General features: G+C 37.0%; 24 protein-coding genes. 21 read left to right on the top strand and 3 right to left on the bottom strand.

All coding sequences use genetic code 11. The annotated features are described in order from the left end of the window. The first annotated feature begins 40 nt into the window (after nt 1-40). Nucleotides 41-1,048 (top strand): trypsin-like serine peptidase, encoded by a 1,008-nt coding sequence (locus OMO38_RS13195; RefSeq protein WP_264750662.1) that lies wholly within the window; start codon nt 41-43, stop codon nt 1,046-1,048. Nucleotides 1,049-1,481: 433 nt separating this feature from the next. Here the strand turns inward: OMO38_RS13195 and OMO38_RS13190 are convergent, their stop codons facing one another. The 3 genes from OMO38_RS13190 to OMO38_RS13180 all read right to left on the bottom strand — a co-directional run bounded on the left by OMO38_RS13190 (nt 1,482) and on the right by OMO38_RS13180 (nt 3,371). Next, nucleotides 1,482-1,931: a GNAT family N-acetyltransferase gene (locus OMO38_RS13190; protein ID WP_264750661.1), complete on the bottom strand. Its 450-nt coding sequence runs from the start codon at nt 1,929-1,931 to the stop codon at nt 1,482-1,484. Next, a complete protein-coding gene (gene yihA / locus OMO38_RS13185) occupies nt 1,924-2,547 on the bottom strand; it encodes a ribosome biogenesis GTP-binding protein YihA/YsxC (RefSeq protein WP_264750660.1) in 624 nt (207 codons plus the stop codon). The genes OMO38_RS13190 and yihA overlap by 8 nt, the downstream gene beginning before the upstream one ends. 62 nt (nt 2,548-2,609) lie before the next feature. Beyond that, nucleotides 2,610-3,371, bottom strand: coding sequence for an alpha/beta fold hydrolase (locus tag OMO38_RS13180; protein WP_129535559.1), 762 nt, complete (start codon nt 3,369-3,371; stop codon nt 2,610-2,612). Between the two features lie 273 nt (nt 3,372-3,644). Here OMO38_RS13180 and mraZ point away from each other — a divergent pair, with 273 nt between their 5' ends. The 20 genes from mraZ to OMO38_RS13080 all read left to right on the top strand — a co-directional run bounded on the left by mraZ (nt 3,645) and on the right by OMO38_RS13080 (nt 24,841). Next, nucleotides 3,645-4,103 (top strand): division/cell wall cluster transcriptional repressor MraZ, encoded by a 459-nt coding sequence (gene mraZ / locus OMO38_RS13175; protein WP_264750659.1) that lies wholly within the window; start codon nt 3,645-3,647, stop codon nt 4,101-4,103. Between the two features lie 21 nt (nt 4,104-4,124). Then, complete coding sequence (gene rsmH / locus OMO38_RS13170; RefSeq protein ID WP_264750676.1) at nt 4,125-5,018, top strand: 16S rRNA (cytosine(1402)-N(4))-methyltransferase RsmH; 894 nt, start codon at nt 4,125-4,127, stop codon at nt 5,016-5,018. Nucleotides 5,019-5,135: 117 nt separating this feature from the next. Further along, complete coding sequence (locus tag OMO38_RS13165) at nt 5,136-5,501, top strand: FtsL-like putative cell division protein (RefSeq protein ID WP_264750658.1); 366 nt, start codon at nt 5,136-5,138, stop codon at nt 5,499-5,501. Continuing rightward, nucleotides 5,485-7,476, top strand: coding sequence for a penicillin-binding transpeptidase domain-containing protein (locus OMO38_RS13160; RefSeq protein WP_264750656.1), 1,992 nt, complete (start codon nt 5,485-5,487; stop codon nt 7,474-7,476). The genes OMO38_RS13165 and OMO38_RS13160 overlap by 17 nt, the downstream gene beginning before the upstream one ends. A 90-nt stretch (nt 7,477-7,566) precedes the next feature. Continuing rightward, nucleotides 7,567-9,027, top strand: a complete 1,461-nt coding sequence (locus OMO38_RS13155) for a UDP-N-acetylmuramoyl-L-alanyl-D-glutamate--2,6-diaminopimelate ligase (RefSeq protein WP_264750654.1) — start codon at nt 7,567-7,569, stop codon at nt 9,025-9,027. A gap of 19 nt (nt 9,028-9,046) precedes the next feature. Further along, complete coding sequence (locus tag OMO38_RS13150; RefSeq protein WP_264750652.1) at nt 9,047-9,406, top strand: hypothetical protein; 360 nt, start codon at nt 9,047-9,049, stop codon at nt 9,404-9,406. 18 nt (nt 9,407-9,424) lie between these two features. After that, a complete protein-coding gene (gene mraY / locus OMO38_RS13145) occupies nt 9,425-10,666 on the top strand; it encodes a phospho-N-acetylmuramoyl-pentapeptide-transferase (protein ID WP_264750650.1) in 1,242 nt (413 codons plus the stop codon). A gap of 64 nt (nt 10,667-10,730) precedes the next feature. Beyond that, the gene (gene murD, locus OMO38_RS13140) at nt 10,731-12,056 is read left to right on the top strand and encodes a UDP-N-acetylmuramoyl-L-alanine--D-glutamate ligase (protein WP_264750647.1); all 1,326 of its coding nucleotides are present in this window, start codon (nt 10,731-10,733) and stop codon (nt 12,054-12,056) included. 57 nt (nt 12,057-12,113) lie between these two features. Next, entirely contained in the window at nt 12,114-13,355 is a 1,242-nt protein-coding gene (locus OMO38_RS13135; protein WP_264750645.1) for an FtsW/RodA/SpoVE family cell cycle protein, read from the top strand. 11 nt (nt 13,356-13,366) lie between these two features. Next, nucleotides 13,367-13,609, top strand: a complete 243-nt coding sequence (locus OMO38_RS13130) for a hypothetical protein (RefSeq protein WP_264750643.1) — start codon at nt 13,367-13,369, stop codon at nt 13,607-13,609. A 10-nt stretch (nt 13,610-13,619) separates the two neighbouring features. Further along, nucleotides 13,620-14,723 carry an undecaprenyldiphospho-muramoylpentapeptide beta-N-acetylglucosaminyltransferase gene (murG, locus tag OMO38_RS13125; protein ID WP_264750641.1) on the top strand — a complete coding sequence of 368 codons (1,104 nt, stop codon included), beginning with the start codon at nt 13,620-13,622 and terminating at the stop codon, nt 14,721-14,723. After that, on the top strand, nt 14,723-15,373 hold the full coding sequence (locus OMO38_RS13120) for a hypothetical protein (protein ID WP_264750639.1): 651 nt from the start codon (nt 14,723-14,725) through the stop codon (nt 15,371-15,373). Before murG ends, OMO38_RS13120 begins: the two co-directional genes overlap by 1 nt. An 11-nt stretch (nt 15,374-15,384) precedes the next feature. Continuing rightward, nucleotides 15,385-16,764: a UDP-N-acetylmuramate--L-alanine ligase gene (gene murC, locus OMO38_RS13115; RefSeq protein ID WP_264750637.1), complete on the top strand. Its 1,380-nt coding sequence runs from the start codon at nt 15,385-15,387 to the stop codon at nt 16,762-16,764. Nucleotides 16,765-16,767: 3 nt separating this feature from the next. Next, nucleotides 16,768-17,292, top strand: a complete 525-nt coding sequence (locus OMO38_RS13110) for a hypothetical protein (RefSeq protein WP_264750635.1) — start codon at nt 16,768-16,770, stop codon at nt 17,290-17,292. 37 nt (nt 17,293-17,329) lie between these two features. After that, the gene (locus tag OMO38_RS13105) at nt 17,330-18,301 is read left to right on the top strand and encodes a cell division protein FtsQ/DivIB (RefSeq protein ID WP_264750633.1); all 972 of its coding nucleotides are present in this window, start codon (nt 17,330-17,332) and stop codon (nt 18,299-18,301) included. Nucleotides 18,302-18,409: 108 nt separating this feature from the next. Further along, on the top strand, nt 18,410-19,795 hold the full coding sequence (ftsA, locus tag OMO38_RS13100) for a cell division protein FtsA (RefSeq protein WP_264750631.1): 1,386 nt from the start codon (nt 18,410-18,412) through the stop codon (nt 19,793-19,795). A gap of 85 nt (nt 19,796-19,880) precedes the next feature. Continuing rightward, nucleotides 19,881-21,788, top strand: coding sequence for a cell division protein FtsZ (gene ftsZ / locus OMO38_RS13095; RefSeq protein ID WP_264750629.1), 1,908 nt, complete (start codon nt 19,881-19,883; stop codon nt 21,786-21,788). Between the two features lie 90 nt (nt 21,789-21,878). Beyond that, nucleotides 21,879-22,325: a GatB/YqeY domain-containing protein gene (locus OMO38_RS13090; protein ID WP_264750627.1), complete on the top strand. Its 447-nt coding sequence runs from the start codon at nt 21,879-21,881 to the stop codon at nt 22,323-22,325. Nucleotides 22,326-22,808: 483 nt separating this feature from the next. Next, nucleotides 22,809-23,219, top strand: a complete 411-nt coding sequence (locus OMO38_RS13085) for a BrxA/BrxB family bacilliredoxin (protein ID WP_129535570.1) — start codon at nt 22,809-22,811, stop codon at nt 23,217-23,219. 104 nt (nt 23,220-23,323) lie between these two features. After that, the gene (locus OMO38_RS13080; protein WP_264750675.1) at nt 23,324-24,841 is read left to right on the top strand and encodes a GH3 auxin-responsive promoter family protein; all 1,518 of its coding nucleotides are present in this window, start codon (nt 23,324-23,326) and stop codon (nt 24,839-24,841) included. The last annotated feature ends 3 nt before the right edge of the window (nt 24,842-24,844 follow it).

Below are 24,844 nucleotides of genomic sequence, written 5' to 3'. Positions count from 1 at the left end.
CCAAAGAGTAGGAAAAAACTGATTAAAACACCAAATAATCATGTCTAATATTGAAAACAACAACCCAATGACTGCTGAAGAAGTTTTAAAACTTAAAACAATTAAAGCAAAATCTGCTGAGAAATCAGCCAACTTAAAATTATCCGAAAAGGAACCGGAAATGGAAACCATCGATGGAAGAACGTATCCAAAAGGAACAAAGTCTGTAGCCATTACCATGAAAGAAAAATCCGCGGCCGACGAAAATCCTGAAACCGATTTCTTCTATCCAGCGCATGCCGACTTTGAGTATCAGCCAAAATTGGAGCCTAAAAAAGACCGTAAACCAAAATTTATAGAAAGAGAAAATTTCCTGAATGCTGAAAATGCAAGAACGATCTTCGGACCTGATCAGAGAAAAGTGTTCAACTCAACAGCTTATCCATGGCGTTGCATCGGTAGAGTAGAAAGTCCTTTGGGCGTAGCAAGTGGCGTAATGATCGGGCCGAGACATCTCTTGACTTGTGCACATATCATCGATTGGAAACCCAACAACCAGACAGGATGGATAAAATTCACACCGATGTATTACAACGGAAGCGCCCCTTACGGAAGTGCCTGGGGAATTCAGACTTATTACAAACATAAAGTTGCCGGCCCTACAATTGATGGCACAGAAGTACAGTTTGACTATGTGGTTGTCGTTCTCGACAGACCCATGGGAAACAGCACTGGCTGGATGGGAGCTAAAAGTTACTCAGATTCCTGGGACGGGCAGGCGTCTTTTACCCATGCCGGTTATCCTGCAGACTTGACAGGAACTCAGAGACCCACTTATCAGACCGGCATCGCCTTAGATGGCGATTTCTGGAGCCCCGATGATAATCAAAGTATTCAGCACAAAGCTGATATCTGGCCTGGACAAAGTGGTGGTCCGTTCTGGGGATATTGGAATGGCTCACCGTATGCGGTTGCCACTCAGAGTGCGCATAATCCCAGCATTAATTCTGCCAGCGGAGGTTCAGATTTAGTTGGTCTTGTGACGAGAGCAAGAAACGAATATCCTTAACATTTTTTGTTTTATAAATGGAGAGTCTGGTTTTTATGGTCAGGCTCTTTTTGATTTTGTACCTGTTGCATATTTCCAATTCCTTATATTTCGAAAATAAGTGAAACGGCTTTGTTCAGATTAATTTTAATAAGATTTTGTCTTCCATTGCGTTTTTATATCGCAATGAAAGACAAAGTTTTTGTAATAACTCTGCAATGATTTAAGATATAAGGCATTTCATTTAAGAAAGAAATACAATAATCAAATGTTTGGAGTGTTTTTTAAGGCAAAATCAGTTTTTTAAATCCAAATTAAAAAACAGCACCTTCAAAAAAGTGCTGTTTTGATATTTATTTTAAAGTAAGTAATTCAAAAAAATTAATAAGAAATCTTTCAATTTCACTTATCTGATTTTAAAGCCAACAGCCAGAAGCTAATTGCCAACAGCCACTTATTTTCTAAACATTTCCGTGTGAGGAATATTGTCTTCTAAATATTTCTTTCCTGTATCTTCAAAACCGAATCCTGAGTAGAATCTTAACAGGTAATCCTGAGCAGAAATTCTCACTTCACTCGTATGAAAGCGGTTTTCTATGGTTTCTACTGCGTATTGAATCAGTTGTTTCCCTAAACTTTTTCCGCGGGCTTTTTCAGTCGTGAGAACCCTGCCGATGGAAGTTTCCGGATATTTAATTTCTTTGTTGAAAATTCTGCAGTATGCTAAAACATCTTGATCCTGTTCTGCCCAAATGTGAACAGCCTGCTGATCGTATCCATCCAAATCAGGATACGGGCAGTCTTGCTCTACTACAAATACATCAACTCTCGCTTTGATAATTTCGTAAAGTTCGGAAGTGGTAATTTCTTCAAAACTTTTTATTTTCCAAATAATATTACTCATTAAAGGTCACGCTGTTATTGGCTAAAAATTCATTGGTTTTATGAATGAAACTTAAGATCTCCTCCGTTCCGGTTTTCTTTTCTCCAGATGTTACATAAATTTCAGGAAGGTCTTCCCAGGTTTTATGAAGTTCAGCTTTGTAATCTTCAACGTTTTTGATAAGAACATTGGGTTTCAGTTTATCTGCTTTTGTAAAAACAATTGAAAAAGGAACGCCGCTTTCTCCACACCACTGGATAAATTCCAAATCAATATTCTGTGGACTGTGACGGGAGTCAACCAAAACAAAAAGATTCACCAGATTGTTTCTGTTTAAAATATAGTTGTTAATTAATTTTTCAAAATCTCTTCTCATCACTTTTGAAACCTTGGCATATCCGTAGCCCGGAAGATCGGTCAGATACCAGCTTTCATTAATAATGAAATGATTAATCAACTGAGTTTTCCCCGGAGTTCCTGAAGTTTTTGCCAAATCTTTCCTGTTGAGCATACCATTGATCAATGATGATTTCCCTACGTTTGAGCGTCCGATAAAAGCATATTCCGGGATGGTTCCTTCCGGACATTCCTGCCATTTACCGCTGCTTTTTACAAACTCTGCTGTCTTTATAACCATTTTGTCTTGATTTAATTTAGAAAAATAAACCATTAAGAAAGTCTTAATGGTTTAGTCTTAATTTATATTTTATCTTTTACCCAATTGTAAAGAATCTCGTTGAATTCATCGGGTTTTTCCATCATTGCAGCATGTCCGCATTTATCGATCCAGAAGAGATCTGAATTCGGGATAAATTTATGCATGTCAATTGCAACTTCAGGAGGTGTTACATTATCCTGTTTCCCCCAGATCAGGCACGTCGGACGTACAATTTTAGGAAGATCGTTCAACATATTGTGTTTGATGGCGCTTCTTGCCAACATTACCGTTTTTATTCCTTTCATTCTGTCATTGACTACGCTGAAAACTTCGTCTACCAAAGCTTCTGTAGCAACTGCAGGATCATAGAAAACCTCTTCAGCTTTCTTTCTTATATATGAACGGTCATTTTTTCTCGGGAAACTGTCACCAAAAGCTCTTTCATACAAACCGGAACTTCCGGTAAGAACTAAGTTTTTCACTAAGTCAGGTCTTGCCAAAGTCAGAATAAGCCCAACGTGGCCACCCATAGAATTTCCTACAATGGTTACAGGTTTGCCAATTTCGCTTTCGATAAATTTAATAACATATTTGGCGATTGTGGTAAGATTGGTATTGAGTACCGGCAAATCATAGATAGGGAGCTGAGGTACATAGACCTTAAACCCTTTCTCTGAAAAAAAATTCACCATCTTGTCAAAATTGCTCAACCCACCCATCAAACCGTGCAAAAGCACCAATGGATGTCCTTCCCCAGCTTCAATGAAGGTATATTTCTTATCTTTTTTTGTACTAAATATCATAAAATCGCTTTAATAAAGCATTGCAAAAATACAAATTATACACCAAAAAATTTTTGATATCTCTAATTTAAAATAAAAATAATATAATCAAGCTTTTCATACTGTAATTTTTAAAAATCTTTTTAGTATTCGATGAATAGTATGCTGTGTAAGTCTTGTGATATCAAATATTTAAAGCTGATTTGCTTACTCTGGCGTAAAACTTATTAACATTAAGTCAAAAAGTGGGAAAAAGTGGGAGCTTTTGGAAAAATTTGTATAATTTTGTCCCAAATGAGAAATTTCATTGGAACATATGAGTGCAAAATAGACGACAAAGGTCGCCTGAAGGTGCCTTCATCGCTGATTAAGCAGATGGAGAACTTTGAGGACAAAACCTTTGTAGTAAAGCGTTCTGTGTTTCAACCGTGTCTCGAAGTTTACCCTATGAAAGCATGGGATAAGCTGATGGAAAAGATTAATAAACTAAACAGATTCATTAAAAAGAATGCTGATTTCATCAGGATGTTTACTGCAGGTGTAAAAACTGTAGAACTGGACAGCGCCGGAAGACTGCAGATTTCAAAAGATCTGACGCATTATGCTGATCTTACTAAGGAAATTGTAGTGACAAGTGCAGGTGAACTTTTCGAAATTTGGGATAAAGATGCCTATGAAAGGGTAATTGCAACCAATGAAGAAGATTTTGCAAGTCTGGCAGAAGATGTAATGGGCGCTTTTGATGAAGAATAAATAAAGAATACACAAATGAGCATATATCACAACCCCGTTTTATTGAAGCAAAGTGTGGATGATTTGGTGACGAATCAGGACGGAATATATGTGGACTGCACATTTGGTGGTGGCGGTCATTCGCAGGAGATTTTATACAGGCTTTCTGAAAATGGAAAGCTATACGCATTTGATCAGGATTTGGATGCACTGAAAAATACCATTGATGACCCGAAGTTTACTTTAATCAATCAAAACTTTAGATTTCTTGAAAATTCTCTGTTGATGTATGGAGTTGCGAAGGTGGATGGCGTTTTGGCTGACCTTGGTGTTTCTTCTCATCAGTTTGATGAAGCCGTGAGAGGTTTTTCTACAAGAAACAATGCACCACTCGATATGAGAATGAATGTGATGCAGAGTCTGGATGCTAAGAAAGTAATCAATGAATACGACGAAGAAGCTTTAGCAGATATTTTTTATTACTACGGTGAGCTAAGAGAAGCAAGAAAACTGGCAAGAGATATCGTTCATCACAGAAAAATAAAAGCAATCAACACAACGGAAGATCTGAAAAAATTATTCAGCTTCCTTCCGCCGCATAAAGTGAATAAATTTTATGCACAGCTTTTTCAGGCGATTAGAATTGAAGTTAATCAGGAGCTGGAAGTTTTAAAGGAAATGCTGGTTCAGGCTTACAATGTTTTGAAACCCAGCGGACGACTTGTGGTGATTTCTTATCATTCACTGGAAGACCGTCTGGTAAAAAGATTCCTGAAAAACGGAATGTTTGAAGGAGAACCGCAACGCGATATCTATGGAAATTACGCAAAAGCATTTGAACTCGTAAAAAGCAAGGCGATTATTCCGGACGATAAAGAGATTGAAGAAAACTCAAGAGCCAGAAGTGCTAAAATGAGAACAGGAATAAAATTGTAAAAGTGAATAGTGAATTGTCAATGGTGAATTTTTAAAATTGACTATTGACAAATGAAATGAATTGACTTCAAAGAAAATTGACAATAATTTAAATAAAAATAAAATCAGACAAAGTCTGTGGCAAAAAAACCAACATATCGTCCTCAAAAAAAACTCACTTTTATAGATATTATAAAAGGGAATTTTCTGAACCGTGATGAGTTGACAACGCATTATAAGTTTTTCTTGTTGATTTTTGTTTTGATGATGGGGATGATTTATTCTAACCATTTGGTAAACAAAAAGATAAAAATTGTAAACGCTTTAAAAGAAGAAACAGAAGAATATAAATCCAGAAATGCCTACGCGCAAAGTAAGCTCATCAAAGTAAAAATGGAATCTGAATTGGGGAAGCAGGTTGCCGAAGATTCATTAATGACTTTAGAAAGTCACCCTCATAAATTGTTAATAAAACTGGACAGTACAGATGCAAAAGCCAAGTGAATACGACAACAAACGTAAGAAAACATTACGATGGGGCTACCTCTTTGCAGTGGGAGCTTTGTGCGTTTTTGTGCTTTTCATCGGGAGAATTATTCTTCTGCAGAATACCAATGTTCAGGAAATTAAAGATGATTACATTAACAATAATTACCGTACCGCTACTCTGAAAGCTGCGCGTGGAAATCTCTATGCGTCAGACGGTTCTATTCTGGCTACCACGGTTATGCGTTATGACGTTTATCTTGATTTTAAAACCATAAAAGATACAGTCTACACCAATAATATTGGACCGCTTACCGATTCTCTAAGTAAAATGTTTGGAAAGCCGAGAGCTGATTTCAGAAAAAGATTTGACGAGCAGAGAAAAAAGAAAAACCAATATTATTCTTTGGTAAAAGGTCTTGATTTCGATGAATACGACAGAATCAGAAAATTCCCGATTTTCAGAAGAGGAAAAAACAAAGGTGGTTTTATCATAGACAGAAATTACAAAAGAGAACTGGCTACTTCAGAAATTGGTGCCGGAACAATAGGAATTGACAATGGAGTTGCAAAAGCCGGTCTTGAAGGAGCTTTTTCAAAATTTTTAACAGGAACTGACGGCGAGCGACTTGAGCAAAGAGTCAATTCATCACAGTGGAAGCCGATTGACTTCTGGAAAGTAAAAGAACCGACTGACGGTCAGGATGTTTATACCACTTTAGATCTTAGAATTCAGGATATTGCTCACTCAGCTTTAGAAAAGCAACTGGTTAATTTTGAGGCGAAACACGGAACGGTAATCGTCATGGAAGTGGCGACCGGGAAAGTTCGTGCAATGGTTAATTTAAGAGAAACCGAGCCTGGGGTTTACGAAGATGCGTACAATTATGGTCTAAAAGATAATATTGAACCGGGATCTACTTTTAAAACAATTTCGTTGTTAGCAGCTATGGATGACGGATTTATCGATGAAAGTACAACGGTAAACGTAGGAAATGGTGTCTGGACTTACGCTAAACAGAGAATTTCAGACGGTCACGGTGGAGGAACATACGAGATCAGCGATGTCTTAGCTAAATCAAGTAACGTGGGAACTGCGAAATTGATCACTAAATTCTATGCAGACAAACCACAGATTTTTCTTGATCATTTAAGAAGATGGAAGTTGTTTGATAAAATGGATATTGAGCTTCCGGGAATTACAAAACCTAGAATTTTAACTCCAAAAAGCAAGTCCTGGAACGCTGCGACCTTAGCTTCAATCTCTTACGGATATGCGACTAATATCAATTTGCTGCAGTTGACAACTTTCTACAACGGAATTGCCAATAACGGTAAAATGCTGAAACCTCTTTTCATTGATAAAATAATGAAGGACGGGAAGACAATTTTTGAAGCAAAAGAGGAAGTGATTGTAAAGAAAATGGCATCAGAAAAAGCCATTCAGATGATGACAAGCGCTTTGACAAAAGCTGTTGAAAAAGGAACAGGAAGAAGTATTTTCACTCCGAATCTGAAAATGGCAGGAAAGACGGGAACCGCAAGATTTGAGTACTGGTTGCCAGGCCCGATGAAGTACAGAGCTTCGTTTGCAGGATTTTATCCGGCAGACAATCCGAAATACACCTGTTATGTAATGATCAGTGAGCCAAATGTTTCGAAAGGATTTTATGGGGGAACGGTTTCCGCACCGGTTTTTAAGGAAATTGCAGGTAAAACTTTCCTGAAAACACCTCAGAATGTAGAAAAAGAAATGCTTGTCGACAGAAAGGTTAATCTCAATAAAATGGTTGAACCTAATGTAAAAATAGCAGTTAATAATAAACAAATGCCAAGTGTAGTAGGATTGATTGGTAAAAATGCGATCCCACAATTGGAAAATTTAGGATATCGTGTAGACTTTAAAGGAGTGGGAAGAATTAAAGAACAATTTCCTCTTGAAGGCACCACGATCACCAAAAATCAGAGAATATATTTGACTCTGCAAAATTAGAAATAAGTATTGAAAAGACTGCCTGATAATGAAAGGATGAAATCCTATTATAATCAACAGGCAAAAAATAAAATAAACCGCATCAAAGCAATGCAATTAGTTGAATTATTAAACAGAATTCCGGTATTAGAAACTCATGGTGAAAGCAACCGTGAGGTGTCAGAATTGGTTTTCGACAGCAGAAAGGTATCCGAAAACTCTTTGTACATCGCATTGAGAGGAACGGTTGTGGACGGTCATTCATTTATTGCATCTTCTATCGAAAAAGGTGCGACAACTATTGTTTGCGAAGAACTTCCGGGAAATTTAGATGAAAACATTACTTACGTTAAAGTAAAAGATGCGTCTAAAACATTAGGGCATTTATCTTCTAATTACTACGGAAATCCTTCAGAAAAGTTAAAGTTAATCGGCGTTACCGGAACCAACGGGAAAACTTCTGTTTCGACTTTGCTTTTTGATGTGTTTAAAAATTTGGGGTACGACTCAGCATTATTGTCGACAGTAGAAATTAGAATTGGCGAAAAAGTCATTCCGGCTACGCATACGACTCCGGATGTAATTACCATCAATAAAATTTTGGCTCAGGCTGTTGAGGAAGGATGTGAATTTGCCTTTATGGAAGTAAGCTCTCACGGCATTGCCCAAAACAGAATTGAAGGGCTGACTTTCAAAATTGCTGGCTTTACCAACTTGACGCACGACCATTTAGATTATCATAAAACGTTTGACGAATATTTAAAAATCAAAAAGAGATTTTTTGATGAGTTAAATGCAAATGCAATCGCCATCACGAATGTTGACGATAAAAACGGAAACGTGATGCTTCAGAACACAAAGGCTGCAAAAAGGTCTTATGCTTTGAAAACGATGGCAGATTTCCATGGAAGAACTTTGGAAGTTGATTTCAACGGAATGCTTTTGAATTTCAACGGGAAAGAATTCTGGACAACTTTAACAGGAAAATTCAATGTCTACAATCTGTTACTTGTTTTCGGAATTGCTTCTGAATTAGGTTTCGAACAAGATGAAATTCTTCAGGCAATCAGCATTTTGAAAAGAGTTTCCGGAAGATTTGAAACGTTCAAGTCTGACGGTGGAATTTTCTTCATCGTTGATTACGCACATACTCCAGATGCATTGGAAAATGTTTTAGACAGTATCAATGACATCAGAACAAAAAATGAAAGACTGATTACAGTTTTCGGCTGTGGAGGAGACAGAGATCATTCCAAGAGACCTGAAATGGGAAATATTGCCTCAAAGAAATCCACTTTGGCAATAATCACTTCAGACAACCCGAGAACGGAAGATCCGAATCAGATTATAAAAGAAATTGAAGCAGGCGTTGAACCTCAGAACTTCAGCAAGTACACTTCAATTCCGGACAGAAGAGAAGCCATAAAAATGGCCATTAAGTTCTCTGAACCGAAAGACATTGTTCTCGTAGCCGGAAAAGGGCACGAAAACTATCAGGAAATTAATGGGGTGAAACATCATTTTGATGATAAAGAAGTAATAAATGAGCTTTGGAAGCTTCTGTCGAAGTAATTGCACGAAGATTTAAATTATGAAAACATCTAAAATGATATTAATAATTTCTCTAATTTTTTGTGGGGGAATATTGATAGTTTTTCTTTTAAAAGATAATTCAAAAAAGGAAATTAAAATTTTAGATTGTGAACAAATTTATGAGTTGGAAGATCTGCAGCCGGGATTTATAGATTTTTCTGAATCAAATGCTAAAAAAGGAGTAGGTATTTGTTTGTGTGAAAAATTTTTAAGAAACAGGGAGCAAAAATATAAAGTAGAGATTTTGAAACTGTATAATGAGGTTGGAATCATTTATCCAAGTTTTGAAAAAGGAAGCAAAATAGATTCAGTTTGCAATAATAGAACATATGTCTTTTTCAAACAGTTTAATCTTTAGAACTAAAATAAATAAGAAATGTTATACTACTTATACGAATACTTAACGAGCCAAGGTATCCACATTCCGGGAATGGGAATGTTGAGGTACATCTCTTTCCGTGCGGGGATGGCGGTTTTATTGTCTTTGACGATAGCGCTTATCTACGGTAAGAGCATCATCAATTATCTGCGGGGAAAACAGATGGGAGAGTTGGTTCGTGACTTAGGACTAGATGGGCAGAAACAAAAAGAAGGGACACCTACCATGGGTGGTCTCATCATTATCATTGCGACTTTAATTCCGGTTTTACTGTTTACCAGAATTACCAACATTTACATCGTGCTTTTGATGGTGACTGTCGTTTGGATGGGGGCAATAGGATTTTTAGATGATTATTTAAAGAAGGTAAAGAAAAATAAAGACGGATTAAGCGGGAAATTTAAGATTGTCGGGCAGGTTGGTTTAGGTTTAATTATTGGAGTGACCATGTATTTTCATCCGGATATTACTGTGAAAAGGAAATATGCAGATGCTAAAGTGGTTAACAGAAATAACGTAGAGCAGAATTTCATGCCTACTGAAAAGATTACTGTTTCCACCGTTCCTTTTGCTAAAAATAATGAATTTGATTACAGCGGAATTTTATTCTGGATGAGTGATGAAGATGCTCACGAATGGGCGTGGATTGTATTTATTCCTATTGTAATTTTCATTGTAACAGCCGTTTCAAACGGAGCCAATATCACCGATGGAATTGATGGTTTGGCTGCAGGAACGAGTACGGTTATCTTATTGACACTTGCATTTTTCACCTACGTTTCCGGGAATATCATATTTGCAGATTATCTCAATATTATGTTTCTCCCAAACATGGGTGAAACCACGATTTTTGTCGTCGCCATGGTAGGAGCAGTTATCGGATTCTTCTGGTACAATACGTATCCGGCGCAGGTTTTTATGGGTGATACCGGAAGTTTGATGTTGGGCGGTGTGATCGCTGTTTTGGCTGTTATTTTAAGAAAAGAATTAATGATTCCTGTACTGTGCGGAATTTTCTTAATTGAAAATGTTTCTGTGATGCTTCAGGTAGTTGTTTTTAAATACAGAAAGAGAAAATTCGGGTTAGAATATGCCCAGAATAATAGATTGTTTAAAATGTCTCCTCTGCATCATCATTATCAGAAAGATGGTTTTCACGAAAGTAAAATCGTTAACAGGATGATTATCATTGGAGTTATGTTAGCAATTGTATGTCTTATAACATTGAAAATGAGATAAGATTCATTTAAAAATTGAAAGATTCAAATTATTAAATTTTTCAATCATTAAATCAAGCAAGATTATGAAAATAGTTGTTTTAGGAGGTGGAGAAAGCGGTTGTGGTGCTGCTTATTTGGCTAAAAAGAAAGGTTTGGAAGTATTTCTTTCAGATAAGGGAGCTATTAAGGATAACTACAAGCAGTTTCTGACAGAGAATGGTATTGAATTCGAGGAAGGAAACCACGACGAAGCAAGGATTTTAAGCGCTGAATGGATCGTAAAAAGCCCGGGAATTCCCAAGAAGGCAGAGATGATTCAGAAAATTCATGAGAAGGGAATCAGAATTTCTTCGGAAATAGAATTTGCCTCAGAATTTACCAACGCCAAGATCATTGCCATCACCGGAAGCAACGGAAAAACAACAACAACTTCATTAATCTACTACATCCTGAAGAGTGACGGAATGAATGTAGGTTTAGGTGGAAACATCGGTTACAGTTTCGCAAAACAGGTGGCTGATGAGAATCACGAGTTTTATGTTTTGGAGGTAAGTTCTTTTCAGTTGGATGATATTCAGAACTTCAGACCGTATATTTCGTTACTGTTGAATTTGTCTCAGGATCATTTAGATCAGTACAATTACAACTACGAAGAATATGCTCTGGCAAAATTCAGAATTGCTGAAAATCAGGAGAATGATAATTTTTTCATCTACAATAAAGATGATGAAATGAGCAAAAATATTCTTGAAAAGTTTGAAATTAAAGCGAAGATGATTCCTTTCTCAACCAAAGAGAAACTGAATGAAGGAGGTTTTATCGATGAGGAAGAATTAATTGTAAAACTGAAAGACAAATTCTCAATGAAAATTGACGAGTTGTCCTTAATGGGAACCCACAATGTTGCCAACAGCTTAGCCGCTTCAATCGCTGGTAAAATATTGGAAATCAATAATGAAAGCATCAGAAATTCATTGATGACCTTTCAGGCAGTAGAGCACAGACTGGAATTGGTAACTGAAAGGGATGGTGTTAAATTCATCAACGACAGCAAAGCGACCAACGTCAATGCAACGTATTACGCTTTGGAAAGCATGAAAACTCCAACCGTTTGGATCGTGGGCGGGCAGGATAAAGGAAATGATTACTCAGAAATTGAGAATTTAGTGAAAAGGAAAGTCAAAGCAATTGTATGCTTAGGACTTGATAATCAAAAAATTATAGACTTCTTTAAAGATAAAAAAGAGTTTATTTATGACACTTCCAGTATGGAAGAAGCGGTGAAAATTTCCAAATCATTGGCCAAAAGTGGCGATACGGTTTTGTTGTCACCATGCTGCGCAAGCTTCGATTTATTTAAAAATTATGAAGACCGCGGCCATCAGTTTAAAGAACAGGTATTAAAATAAAATGTAAAATGTCAGTTGTAAAAAGTACATTGTACTTTATACATCAATACAAAAAATATGAACGAACAGTACACAGAAGAAAACAAATTTGAATATCTAAAGGGCGATAAAGTACTTTGGATGGTCATTATTGTGATCTCCATTTTCTCGATTTTCCCGGTGTATTCTGCAAGTTCTAATTTGGAATACATTGTTAATAACGGAACCACAACAGGTCACGTGATGAAGCATATGTTTTTCGTGGTGCTAGGGTTGGTCATCATGAGATTCGTGGGTGTGGTTAAGTACGAGTACATTGGTAAGCTCAGCAGTATTCTGTTGGGTCTAATGATTCTCCTGTTGATTGTAACCATGTTTACCGGACAAGCGATTGATGGAGCGAGTGCTTCGCGATGGTTGAAAATTCCGGGAACACCGATTTCATTTCAGCCTTCGTCATTTGCGTTTTTAATGCTGATTATCTACCTGTGTAGATATTTAACAAAAAAAATAACCAGAGAACGTACAGTTGGTGAAAATGTAGGCTTTATATTCGGGCCTATTTTATTGGTTTTTGTCCTCGTTGCGAAAGATAACGGTTCAACAGCCTTAATGATTTTAATGGTTTCTGTGATTGTTTTAGTGATTGGGCAGCTCCACTGGAAGTATATTGCAGGATTTATTTCTACATCATTTGTAGCGATTGTTCTGTTTTTACTAGTGGCATTAAATACCAATATGATTGGTGGAAACCGTGTGCACACATGGATGAGCCGTATCGAAACATTTACCTCAAGCAAAGCAAAAACTGCTGATGTAGATGACGAAAGCGTAAAGGCAAAAAATTATCAGGTCATGCAGGCAAAAGCTGCAATCGTTCACGGTGGAATTACCGGAATGGGTCCTGGGAAAAGTGCATTAAAACAAATGCTTCCACAGTCTGCTTCCGATTTTATTTTTGCAGTAATCGTTGAAGAATATGGTGCTATTGGTGCAGCGTTCCTGATCAGTATGTATCTGATTATGATTATCAGAATTGTGATGATTGCGAGCAAAATGCCCGCATTTTTCGGATCGTTGCTGGTGCTCAGTCTCGGGGTGATGATTTTTGTACAGCTGGCGGTTAATATTGCTGTTGCAGTCAATTTGATTCCGGTAACCGGGCAGCCGTTGCCGCTGATCAGTTACGGAGGAACATCAATGCTGGTCACCTATTTACAGTTGGGAATTATTTTAAATATAAGCTCAAGAATCCAGATATATGATGAAGAAGGAATGGGCAAAAAACAAAGCATCGTCGAGATTAATGATATTGCTTAAATAAAATTAAAATGGAGATAACAAAAATTACATTTACGGATAGCAAAAACTCAGGTAGTCCTGTAGTTATTGACACTAAAGAAAATATCAGCAGTTTTCTTGAAACTTTCAGATTGGAAGTCGGCGAAGTGATTGAGCTCAGCGATGCGATGTATACGGTGAAAGCTGTTTCCGAGAAAGAAACCAATGCTGAAAAAGAAGTTTTGGTCGATGTAGAATTTATTGATTTGATTGAAAATCAACCTACAGCTTAAAATCGATAGGATGAACAAAAAATTAAAAATACTATTAAGCGGCGGCGGAACTGGAGGACACATCTTCCCGGCCATTGCTATTGCAGACGAAATCAAAAAAAGATTTCCTGATGCAGAATTTTTGTTCATTGGTGCCAACGGAAAAATGGAAATGGAAAAAGTTCCACAGGCTGGCTACAAAATCGAAGGAATTGATATCGCTGGAATAGACCGGGGAAATATGTTATCCAATTTAGGTTTGCCTTTCAAAATTTTGAAAAGTTTATCTAAATCTAAAAGAATAATTAAAAATTTCGCTCCCGATATTGCAGTGGGAACGGGCGGTTTCGCAAGCGGACCAGCTTTGTATGAAGCAAGTAAAATGGGGATTCCAATTTTTATTCAGGAGCAGAATGCGCATGCAGGAGTGACGAATAAGATTTTAAGTAAAAAAGCAAAAGCCGTTTTTACAGCCTATCCGAAAGTGGAGGGTTTTCCGGCTGAAAAAATAAAGTTTCTGGGAAATCCAATTCGTGAAAATATTATTTCAGGAATGCAGGAAACCTCTCAGGCAAAGGAAAAAATGGGTTTAGATCAAAATAAGCTCACGATTTTATCAGTTGGTGGTTCTTTGGGTTCAAGAACATTAAACAACGGTTGGAAGGATAATTTAGATCAATTAAAAGAAAAAGGATATCAGTTAATCTGGCAAACCGGAAAATTGGATTACAGCGAATTGAGTAATGACTCTCAAATCTCAAATCTCAAATCTCAAATCCAGTTGAAGGAATTCATTAAAGACATGGAAACTGCGTATTCCGCAGCTGACGTGATTGTTTCAAGAGCGGGAGCGATTGCCATTTCAGAGTTAGCTGTAGCTCAGAAACCGGTTCTGTTGGTTCCGTTTCCATTTGCGGCGGAAGACCATCAGACCAAAAATGCAGTGAATCTGGTTGAAAAAAACGCAGCAAGAATCGTAAAAGACTCTGAAATGCAGGAAAAATTCTGGAGCACATTATCAGAAATCTGCGAGAGTGAAAATGTAAGAAAAGAAATGTCAGACAATCTGAAATATTTTGCCAAACCCAATGCGGCAAAAGAGATTGTGGATGAGATATTTAAAATCATAAAGTGATGATAAAGGGACTTTCAACTTATAGAAAATTCATTTATGAAGATGATGCTTTAGAATTAATGGAAATTCTGAAACAGAATCATATTACGTACGAATTGGTTAATAATTCATCTCAATTAGATTCAAATTTTGGAGGTGATATCAATACAAAACAGTTTGAATTGAAAATTCATCCTGAAGACTTTGAACAGGCTGAGAAATTAGAGGAAAAATTAGTTCAAAATGCAATCGAAACTGTTGACGAAAACTATCATCTTTTTGATTATTCTGATGAAGAATTAATTGAAATCGTTATGAAGAAAGAAGAGTGGAATAAGTTTGATTATTTACTCGCTCAAAAAATATTAAAAGAAAGAGGCAAGGAGATTAGTCCGGAACTCTTAAAAGTGATTAATAAAAAAAGAATTGAAGATCTCTCAACACAGGAAGAAAGTCCATCATGGTTGATAGTAATTGGTTATGCATCTGCCTTTTTCGCCGGGTTCTTAGGAATATTTATTGGTGGATATCTAATGTATTATAAGAAAGCTCTTCCCAATGGCGGCAGCATGTATGGCTTCTCCAGAAAAGACAGAAGCCACGGTCAGAATATCTTGATCATTTCGGGCGTAGCATTTTTTATATGGATAGGATTTAGGCTTTTTAGTTAATAAAATTTATAATGAACAATTTAGAAACATATCAGAATTTTTACTTCGTCGGTATCGGAGGTATTGGGATGAGTGCTTTGGCGCGCTACTTCCATGCTTCGGGCAAGAATGTTTTGGGCTATGATAAAACCAACACAAAACTGACTCAATTGCTGATGAGCGAAGGAATTGATATTGTTTTTGAAGATGTGATTAATGAAAAAATTACGTTACTTCAGAAAGAAAATACATTGGTGATCTACACTCCGGCAATCAAAAAGTTGGGGATCTTAGATTATTTTAATGAAAATCAGTTTGAAATTTTAAAGCGTGCAAAAGTTTTAGGCTTAATCACGGACAATACAAATTGTATCGCTGTTGCAGGAACACACGGAAAGACAACAACGTCAACCCTGGTTTCGCATTTGTGTAAAGAAGCAGATTTGCCGTTTTCATGTTTCTTAGGTGGAATTTCTGAGAATTTTAAATCAAATTTCCTGTTTAACGGAACAGAATTTTCTGTGGTAGAGGCCGATGAATACGACAGAAGTTTTCTTAACCTTTCTCCGGATTGGGCGGTAATTACTTCCACTGATGCAGATCATCTCGATATTTACGGTGATAAAAATACCATTGAAGAAGGGTTCAGACAGTTTGCGGCACTGGTTCCTGAAGATCAGCAACTTTTTGTCAGAAAAGGAATTGAAATCGGCAGAGCGCACAAAACCTATGCTGTCAATGAAGAAGCTGACTATTACTCAGACAATCTTCGCATGGATTATGATAAAATCTACTTCGATTTTCATGCACCAGCAAGTGATCGTCACTCTGAGCTCGTCGAAGAGTTTGTCTGGGACGTTCCGGGAATTCACAATGTAGAAAATGCAACGGTTGCTTTGGCAATTCTGCATAACCTGGGAGTTGATTTTAAAACGTTGAAGAAAGCGATTGCCAATTTTAAAGGCATTAAAAGAAGATATACAAAACATATTTATCCAAGCGGTAAAATTTATATTGACGACTACGCGCACCATCCGACGGAGATCAATGCAGTCGTAGGTTCAATCAAAACTTTTTATCCTGATAAAAAGTTATTGGTGGTTTTTCAGCCACATTTGTTCAGCAGAACGAGAGATTTTGTGGATGGATTTGCTGAAAGTCTAAGCAATTCCGAGGAGCTGATTTTGCTCGATATTTATCCGGCAAGAGAGCTTCAGGAAAATTTTGAAGGCATTACTTCAGATTGGTTACTGGAAAAAGTGACTTTAGATAAAAAAGAAATTTCAAATTTATCCGAAGCCTTTGATAAAATTAAAAATAAAGAATTTGACATCTTGCTGACGGTGGGTGCAGGAAATATTGATACGCTGTACGACCCGATTTGTGAGTGGATGAGTGGAAATAATAATTAGATCATGAAATCTAAAATTTTCCTTCCTCTGATGATTTTTTATTTTGGAATTGCTTGTTCGCAAACCAAAGAAAATTTGGTGGAAGTAGAGAAAATTAATCGGTATATAGAATTAATTGACAAGGATGTAAAGAGTAAGGGATTTAATTTTAGCATTAAGGGAAAGGATAAGATTATTAATTATAAGTATTGGAAAAAAGGAAATGAAATAGTAAAAATCTCCAGAGAATGGAAGCAGAATAATGGACAATTCATCGACACTTATACCGACTATTTTCTATTAAAAAATGAAGAAAGAGTTTATGCAAATCAAAGTATTATTTTTAATAAAAAATTGGATAAAGAAATGATGGGAGGTTGGAGTTGTACTTTTTGGTTTCACAAAAACAAAGTGATCCACACCACTTCCTTAGGACACGGAAAAACGGAAGATGACTCTTGGGATTATGAAAAAGAAATGAAAGAGAACTTCGATTATATGATGAAACAGGTTCAAAAAATAGAAAAAGAAAAAAAAGAAATAGGATAAAACCCGGAACACAAAATCCGAAACCCGAAACTGATTTATGAAAAACAAATACAGAATTTTAAAAATTGCCATCACAGTGATCATTCTTGGTTTCCTGCTGAGTTTCTCTTTGAAGAAATTTAGCGGTCAGAAGATTACGGATGAGAAAATTTCTGTAAAAATGAATGAGAAAACGCCGGTTTATTTTATTGATGAGAAAGATATCAAACAAATTGTCATCAAAGAAAATCCGTCTGGGAAAGTGGGAGATTTGAACATTCCTGAACTGGAAAAGAAAATCAATGCACTTCCTGCAGTAGACAGCGCGAATGTATATTTAAATTTAAACGGAAAACTGAACTTAGACATCAAACAGAGAGTTCCGGTTTTTAGATTGAACTATAGTGGAAAAGACTTCTATGTCGATGAGAAAGGAACAGAGTTTCCGATCTCGAAAACCTATTCTCATCCCTGTATGTTGGTAACGGGCGATGTGAAGAAAGATGAATATGAAAAGCTGGCTGAACTGGTTGATAAGATTGACAAAGATGATTTCAGTAAAAAATATTTCATTGGAATTTCAAAATATAAAGACAGCTACAATCTCCTTACGAGTGAAGGAAATTACAAAGTGGAGATTGGGGATTTAGATAATATTGAACTGAAAGTAAAAGGTTTCAGAACATTTGTAGAGAAATATCTAGTTTTTCAGGATCCACAGAAATACAGTATGGTTTCTGTAAAATATCAGAATCAGATTGTAACGACACTAAATCCTTATTTCAAAGAAAACGACAGTATTTTAAAAGCAGGACATAAAGATTTAGCTAAAACTCCGGTTGCGGTAGCTCCGGTTAAAAAAACAGAAGTTAATTTGAAACCTGCGGCAAAAAAGGCAAGCTCAGCTTCTTTAAAACCGAAAGAGTCGACAAAGCCTAAAGCAGTCGTCAAACCGAAGGAGAAAAAGAAAACTCCGGAAAAGAAACCGGCCACAGCGCCGAAGCCGAAAACAAAGGTCAGAATAGAATAAAACGAAGTTCCAAAGGGAAGTTTAGCAAAGGATAAGATACATCCTATAAAAAATAAGATTCATCTTATTAAAATTAAATAAGTAATTAAATCAAATCGATATAACACAATGGAAAATCAAGAGTATTCAGTAGGTCTTGACATCGGGACAACCAAAATTGTCGCCATTGTCGGAAGGAGGAATGCACACGGGAAAATAGAAATTCTCGGTGTTGGTAAGGCCAAAAGTCTTGGAGTACATAAGGGGATTGTGAATAATATTTCACAAACCATTAACTCTATTAAAGCGGCTGTGGCAGAAGCACAGTCGAGTGCAGGTGTACCTATTCACAAGGTCACAGTAGGAATTGCAGGTAAACACATCCGTTCACTGCAGCATTCAGATTACATTATGCGTGAGAATCCTGACAGATTCATCACCGATGATGACATCGAAGCGTTGAAAGATCAGGTAAAAAAGCTGGTGATGTTGCCAGGTGAAGAAATTATCCATGTACTTCCGCAGGAATATAAGGTTGATTCTGAAGGAGAAATTCAGGAGCCTGTCGGGATGCACGGAAAACGTCTGGAAGCCAATTTTCATGTTGTCGTTGGACAAATGGGAAGCATCAGAAACATCGCAAGATGCGTAAGAGAAGCCGGTTTAGAGATGGAGGCACTTACTTTGGAGCCTTTGGCATCGTCTGAAGCTGTTCTTACGAAAGAAGAGAAAGAAGCAGGAGTAGCAATCGTAGACATCGGTGGTGGTACTACAGATATTGCTATTTTTAAAGATAATATCATCCGTCATACTTGCGTGATCCCTTACGGAGGCGGAATTATTACAGAAGACATCAAAGAGGGCTGTTCGATTATAGAAAAGCATGCTGAGCAATTAAAGGTTAAGTTCGGTTCTGCAGTTCCTGAGTTGGAAAAAGACAGCACATTTGTTACGATTCCAGGACTTCACGGAAGACCAGACAAAGAAATTTCTCTGAAAACATTGGCGCAGATCATCAATGCAAGAGTGGAAGAAATTTTGGAAATGGTCAACACAGAATTAAAGGCTTACGGAGCATTTGAACAGAAGAAAAAGCTTATTGCAGGAATTGTTCTGACAGGTGGTGGTTCAAACCTGAAACATCTTCGTCAGCTGGCCAATTATACCACAGGATTCGACAGTAGAATTGGTTTTGCAAATGAATATATTGCCAACGATAAAAATCAGTATCTTAAAGGACCGGAATTTGCAACGTCTATCGGTTTACTGATGGAAAGTTTGAAAATAAGAGATAAAAAAACGGTTGCCGTAGAGGAAATTGTTGAAACTAAAGTTGAGACTAAAATCGAGCAGACTCAAAGCACTGAATCTGCAAACACAGAAGTTCAGTCGACGGTAGTTCAGCAGACTGTTCAGGAAGCACAGGTTCCGGCACAGACTACAAGACCTTCGAAACCGACATTCGGACAGTCTCTGATGGAAAAGGTAAAAAAATTCTTTGAAGAAGTAGAATAAACAAATATAAATGATGAATGATAAGCGATGAAAGATATGCTCATCAGCTATCATAGTCGGTTATCAATTATAAAAAAATATAAGTATGGAAAATATAGGCACACAGGGATTTTCATTTGATCTGCCAAAAGGAAATTCTTCGATCATTAAAGTTATCGGTGTTGGTGGCGGCGGAAACAATGCCCTGAAGCACATGTACGAAAAAGGAATTCACGGGGTAGATTTCGTGATTTGCAATACCGATGCTCAGACTTTAGATAACAATCCGGTTTCTAATAAAGTTCAGTTGGGAGTTACCATTACTGAAGGTCTTGGAGCGGGTGCAGACCCAGAAGTAGGTGAAAAAGCGGCGATCGAAAGTATCGAAGAGATTAAAGCGGCGATGGGACAAAACACCAAAATGGTTTTCATCACTGCAGGAATGGGTGGTGGTACCGGAACAGGTGCGGCTCCGGTAATTGCTAAAGTTGCCAAAGATATGGGAATTCTTACGGTAGGTATTGTTACCGTTCCTTTCAGCTTTGAGGGGAAAAGAAGACTGGATCAGGCAGAATTAGGCTTAGATAAATTAAGAAATAATGTTGATTCATTAATCGTGATCAACAACGATAAATTAAGACAGCAGTTCGGAAACCTTGGTTTCAAACAGGGATTCTCAAAAGCCGATGAAGTGTTAACCAACGCTGCAAAAGGTATGGCAGAGGTTATTACTGGTTACTTTGATGTCAATATTGACTTTAGAGATGCCAAATCTGTGCTTCAGAATTCGGGTACAGCATTAATGTCTACAGGTACGGCTTCAGGTGAAAACAAAGCTGAAGAAGCGGTAAGAAAAGCATTGGACTCTCCGTTATTGAACGACAACAAAATTACAGGGGCAAGAAACGTGTTATTGTTGATCAGAAGTGGTGTGGAAGAAGCTACCATGGACGAGATCGGTATCATCATGGATTACATCCAGAAGGAAGCGGGTCACACAGCAGACATTATTTTTGGAGTTGGTGCTGATGAGGAATTAGGTGATGCAGTAAGTGTATTGGTGATTGCTACAGGTTTTTCTAACGATAACCAGAAATTTTCAGGACCTACTGAGAAAATCAGAATCGGTTTAAATGACGCTTTGGAAACTCCTAAAGCTTCTCCTTTCAAAACAAGAGATGAAAGAGAAGTTTCTCCGGAGCAGGGATATGATTTTGGAGGTAAAAATCTTTTTAGACTTGATGATGAAGAGCAGGATACACCACAGTTTAAGATGTCGTCTTCTGAAAAAAAAATGATTATCGAGGATGACGATGTAAAAACTGAAATAAAATTCTCTGATAGAGAGGAAGATACATTAGAAAGCCCGATTCAGAGCTGGAGAAACGAAGAACCAAGTGCTCACGACGATGTAAACTTGTTTTCTTTTGACGACGATCCGAATGATTTGGAAATTCAGTCTTTCTCTTTCGATTTTGAAAATAAAAAAGAAGAGCCCAAAGACAACTCTTTCAGCAATAGTTTTTCTAACGAAAAGCCAATTGAGTTTAATTTTACCGTGAACGAGCCGATTGTTGAGCCTAAATATGATTTCGGCCAGCCAAAAAATGAGGTGGAAACTTCTGCGGTAATTGAGAGAGTAGAAGAAACAACGCACAAAGTTGAAACATTCTATCAAACTCCTGAGCAGCCAAGAGCTGAAGAGAAACCTGTTGTTGAAAAAAGAGTTGAAATAGAAACGACGAGACATACAGAATCTGAGTTTACTTTTGTGAACAAACCTGCAGATCAGGAAAGGGTGGTTGAAAGAAGAAACAAACTGAAAGAATTCAATTCTCGTTACCAGAATTTCGACACGGTTAATGAGTTTGAATCTGTACCGGCTTTCAAAAGAAAAAATATTGCAATCGACGGGTCCAATGCCTCAGACCAAAATATAAATACTTATCTATCGGATAATAATGGAAACATGCAGATCAGAGAAAACAGATTTTTAAATAAAGATGTAGATTAATTGCTATTAGCAGTTGGCTTCTGGCAAATGGCTTTAAAAGCCGTATTAATAAAGCCAGTAGCCTACTGCTAAAAGCCAAAAGCATAAACTATGAGTTTAGAATTAACCATAAGCGAAGCAATAAAAACGGCGATGAGAGCCAAAGACAGAGTGGCTTTAGATTCTCTTCGTGCTGTAAAATCTCAGATATTATTGCTGAAAACTGAAGCTCTGGGTACAGAAGTTTCATCTGAACAGGAAATTGCAATTTTGCAACGCATGATCAAGCAACGTAAAGATTCTTACGAGCAGTTTACCGCTCAGGGAAGAAACGATTTGGCAGAAGTAGAAGAAGCTCAGATGAAAGTCATTGAGAAGTTTTTACCTGCCCAGCTATCTTCTGAAGAACTGGAAGCTGAAATAAAGCAGGTCATTTCAGAAACTGGCGCTGAATCAATTAAAGATTTAGGAAAAGTAATGGGATTGGCTTCAAAAAATTTAGCCGGGAAATCTGACGGAAAAAGTATTTCCGAGATGGCTAAGAAGCTGCTCTCATAAACATGATTGATGAATGATAATTGATGTTTGATATCACTCATCAATTTATAATCATCATTAATATTTTTTTGGATATTCAACCTTTGCATATCGATTTGATTAACGAAGCCCGGAACTTGATGTTTCGGGCTTCATTGATTGTAGACTTTTTAAAATTACCTGCAAGTATTCTAAAAACTGACTGATTCGGTAATCTTAAAAAGATGGGGAACTACACTACGTTTTCTATTAAGAGTAATAAATATTGCTTAAAAATTTAATGAATAAGTTTTTTTTCATGGGAACTCGTTTTTAGAATCATTTCAAATATAGTAAAAAATTATTAATAATTAACTAAATATTGTTATCGATAATCAGTATTTAATATAATTTAAATATGTAATGGATCGTTTTGATTTTGTTTTGCGAACTCGTCAATAGTTTTTTTAAATTGACTAGTCTTTGAGAATGTCGTAAATTTGTACTTAATTAAAATTACAAGAAATGTATCCATCAGATTTAGTATTGCCTATGAAGGCTGAACTTACAGATAAAGGTTTTCAGGATTTAGAAACTCCTGCACAGGTAGAAGATGCTTTGAAGCAGTCTGGAACAACTCTTTTAGTAATCAACTCTGTGTGCGGATGTGCAGCTGGAGCGGCTAGACCGGGAGTAGTTTATTCTTTGACTGGCGAGAAAAAACCAGATCATTTAACAACTGTTTTCGCAGGTTTTGATAAAGATGCAGTTGATGCAGCTAGAAAACATTTAGCTCCATTTCCTCCAAGTTCACCGTGTGTGGCTCTTTTCAAAGATGGAGAATTGGTTCACATGTTAGAAAGACACCACATCGAAGGTAATCCTGCAGGAGCAATTGCTGCAAACCTTCAGGCTGCTTATGACGAATATTGCTAATAGTAAGCATTTAAAAAACTCATATCTAAACCGTTACAGATTTTGTGACGGTTTTTTTATTTAAATCATTCGTAGGAAATCCAAATATGATTATATTTGTTGAAATGGCAACGAAAGCACTTTTCAATACTGTAGTCAATTGGTTTATCCGCCAAAGGATAGATCAGATACAGAATTTTATGGATCATCCTATCGAAACGCAGAACGGAATTCTGTTTTCACAGTTGTTTCATGCAGAAGATACCGAGTATGGTAAGCGTTATGGCTTTAATACCATCGCAAGCTATCAGGATTTTAAAAATAAAGTTCCGGTTGTTACGTACGAAGATTTTGAGCCTTATATCGAAAGAGCAAGGCAGGGTCATAAAGACGTAAGCTGGCCTGGATACATAAAGCATTTTGCTAAATCTTCGGGGACAACCAATGCCAAGAGCAAATTCATTCCAATTTCCGCTGAAAGCCTTGAATACTGCCACATGAAAGCAGGCAAGGACATGGTTTCCATCTACGCCAATAATCATCCGGAAAATCAGCTTTTCACCAATAAAAATCTACGTCTGGGTGGAAGCTCAGAATTATACGCGGATTTCAATACAAAGTTTGGTGATCTTTCAGCGATTTTAATTGATAATCTTCCTTTCTGGGTGGAAATTACAACGACTCCAAGCAAGAAAGTTTCTTTAATGGGCGAATGGGAAAGTAAACTGAAAGCGATAACCTCTGAGGTGAAAAATGAAGATGTGGGAAGTATTTTGGGAGTGCCAAGCTGGATGATGGTGCTTTTACAGAGAGTTTTAAAAGAAACAGATGTTAAAAGTATTTCTGAACTGTGGCCCAACCTGGAAGTGTTTTTTCACGGAGGAATCAGCTTTAAACCGTACAAAGATCAGTTTAAACAGATCATCGGGAAAAACATCAATTACTACGAAATTTACAACGCGTCTGAAGGGTTCTTCGGAATTCAGGACAGACCGAACAGTGATGAAATGCTGCTGATGTTGGACTACGGTATTTTCTACGAATTTATTCCGATGGATCAGTTTCACTTTTCAAACCCGAAAGTAGTAAGTCTGGAGCATGTGGAAATCGGTAAAAATTATGCAATGGTTATCACTACCAATGGAGGTTTATGGAGGTATCTGATTGGAGATACAGTCGTATTCACATCGGTTACTCCTTTCAGAATAAAAATTACAGGGCGGACAAAACATTACATCAATGCATTTGGGGAAGAATTAATGATCACCAATGTAGAATCTGCTTTAACGAAAGCATGTGAAGTAACAAAGTCAGCCGTCACAGATTTTACCGGAGCCCCTATTTTTATGAAAGAAAATGAAAGCGGTGCCCACGAATGGATTTTTGAATTCAGCGAGAAACCTGCTAACCTTGATGAATTTGTGGATGTCTTCGATCAGCATCTGAAGTCAATCAATTCTGATTATGAAGCAAAAAGATACAATAACATCACTTTAAAGAAGCCGGTCATCCATATTGCAAGGCCGAATTTATTCTACTGCTGGCTGGAATCTAAAGGAAAACTTGGCGGACAAAATAAGGTACCGCGCCTGAGCAACGACAGAGAATATATTGAACCTTTACTGGAAATGAATAAAGCTTAATTC

The sequence above is a fragment of the Chryseobacterium kimseyorum genome, from assembly GCF_025971945.1.
In the GTDB taxonomy this organism is placed as follows: Bacteria; Bacteroidota; Bacteroidia; order Flavobacteriales; family Weeksellaceae; genus Chryseobacterium; species Chryseobacterium kimseyorum.
The sequence above is the reverse complement of the archived record's forward strand: the minus strand, read 5'-3'. Positions and strand labels throughout refer to the sequence as shown.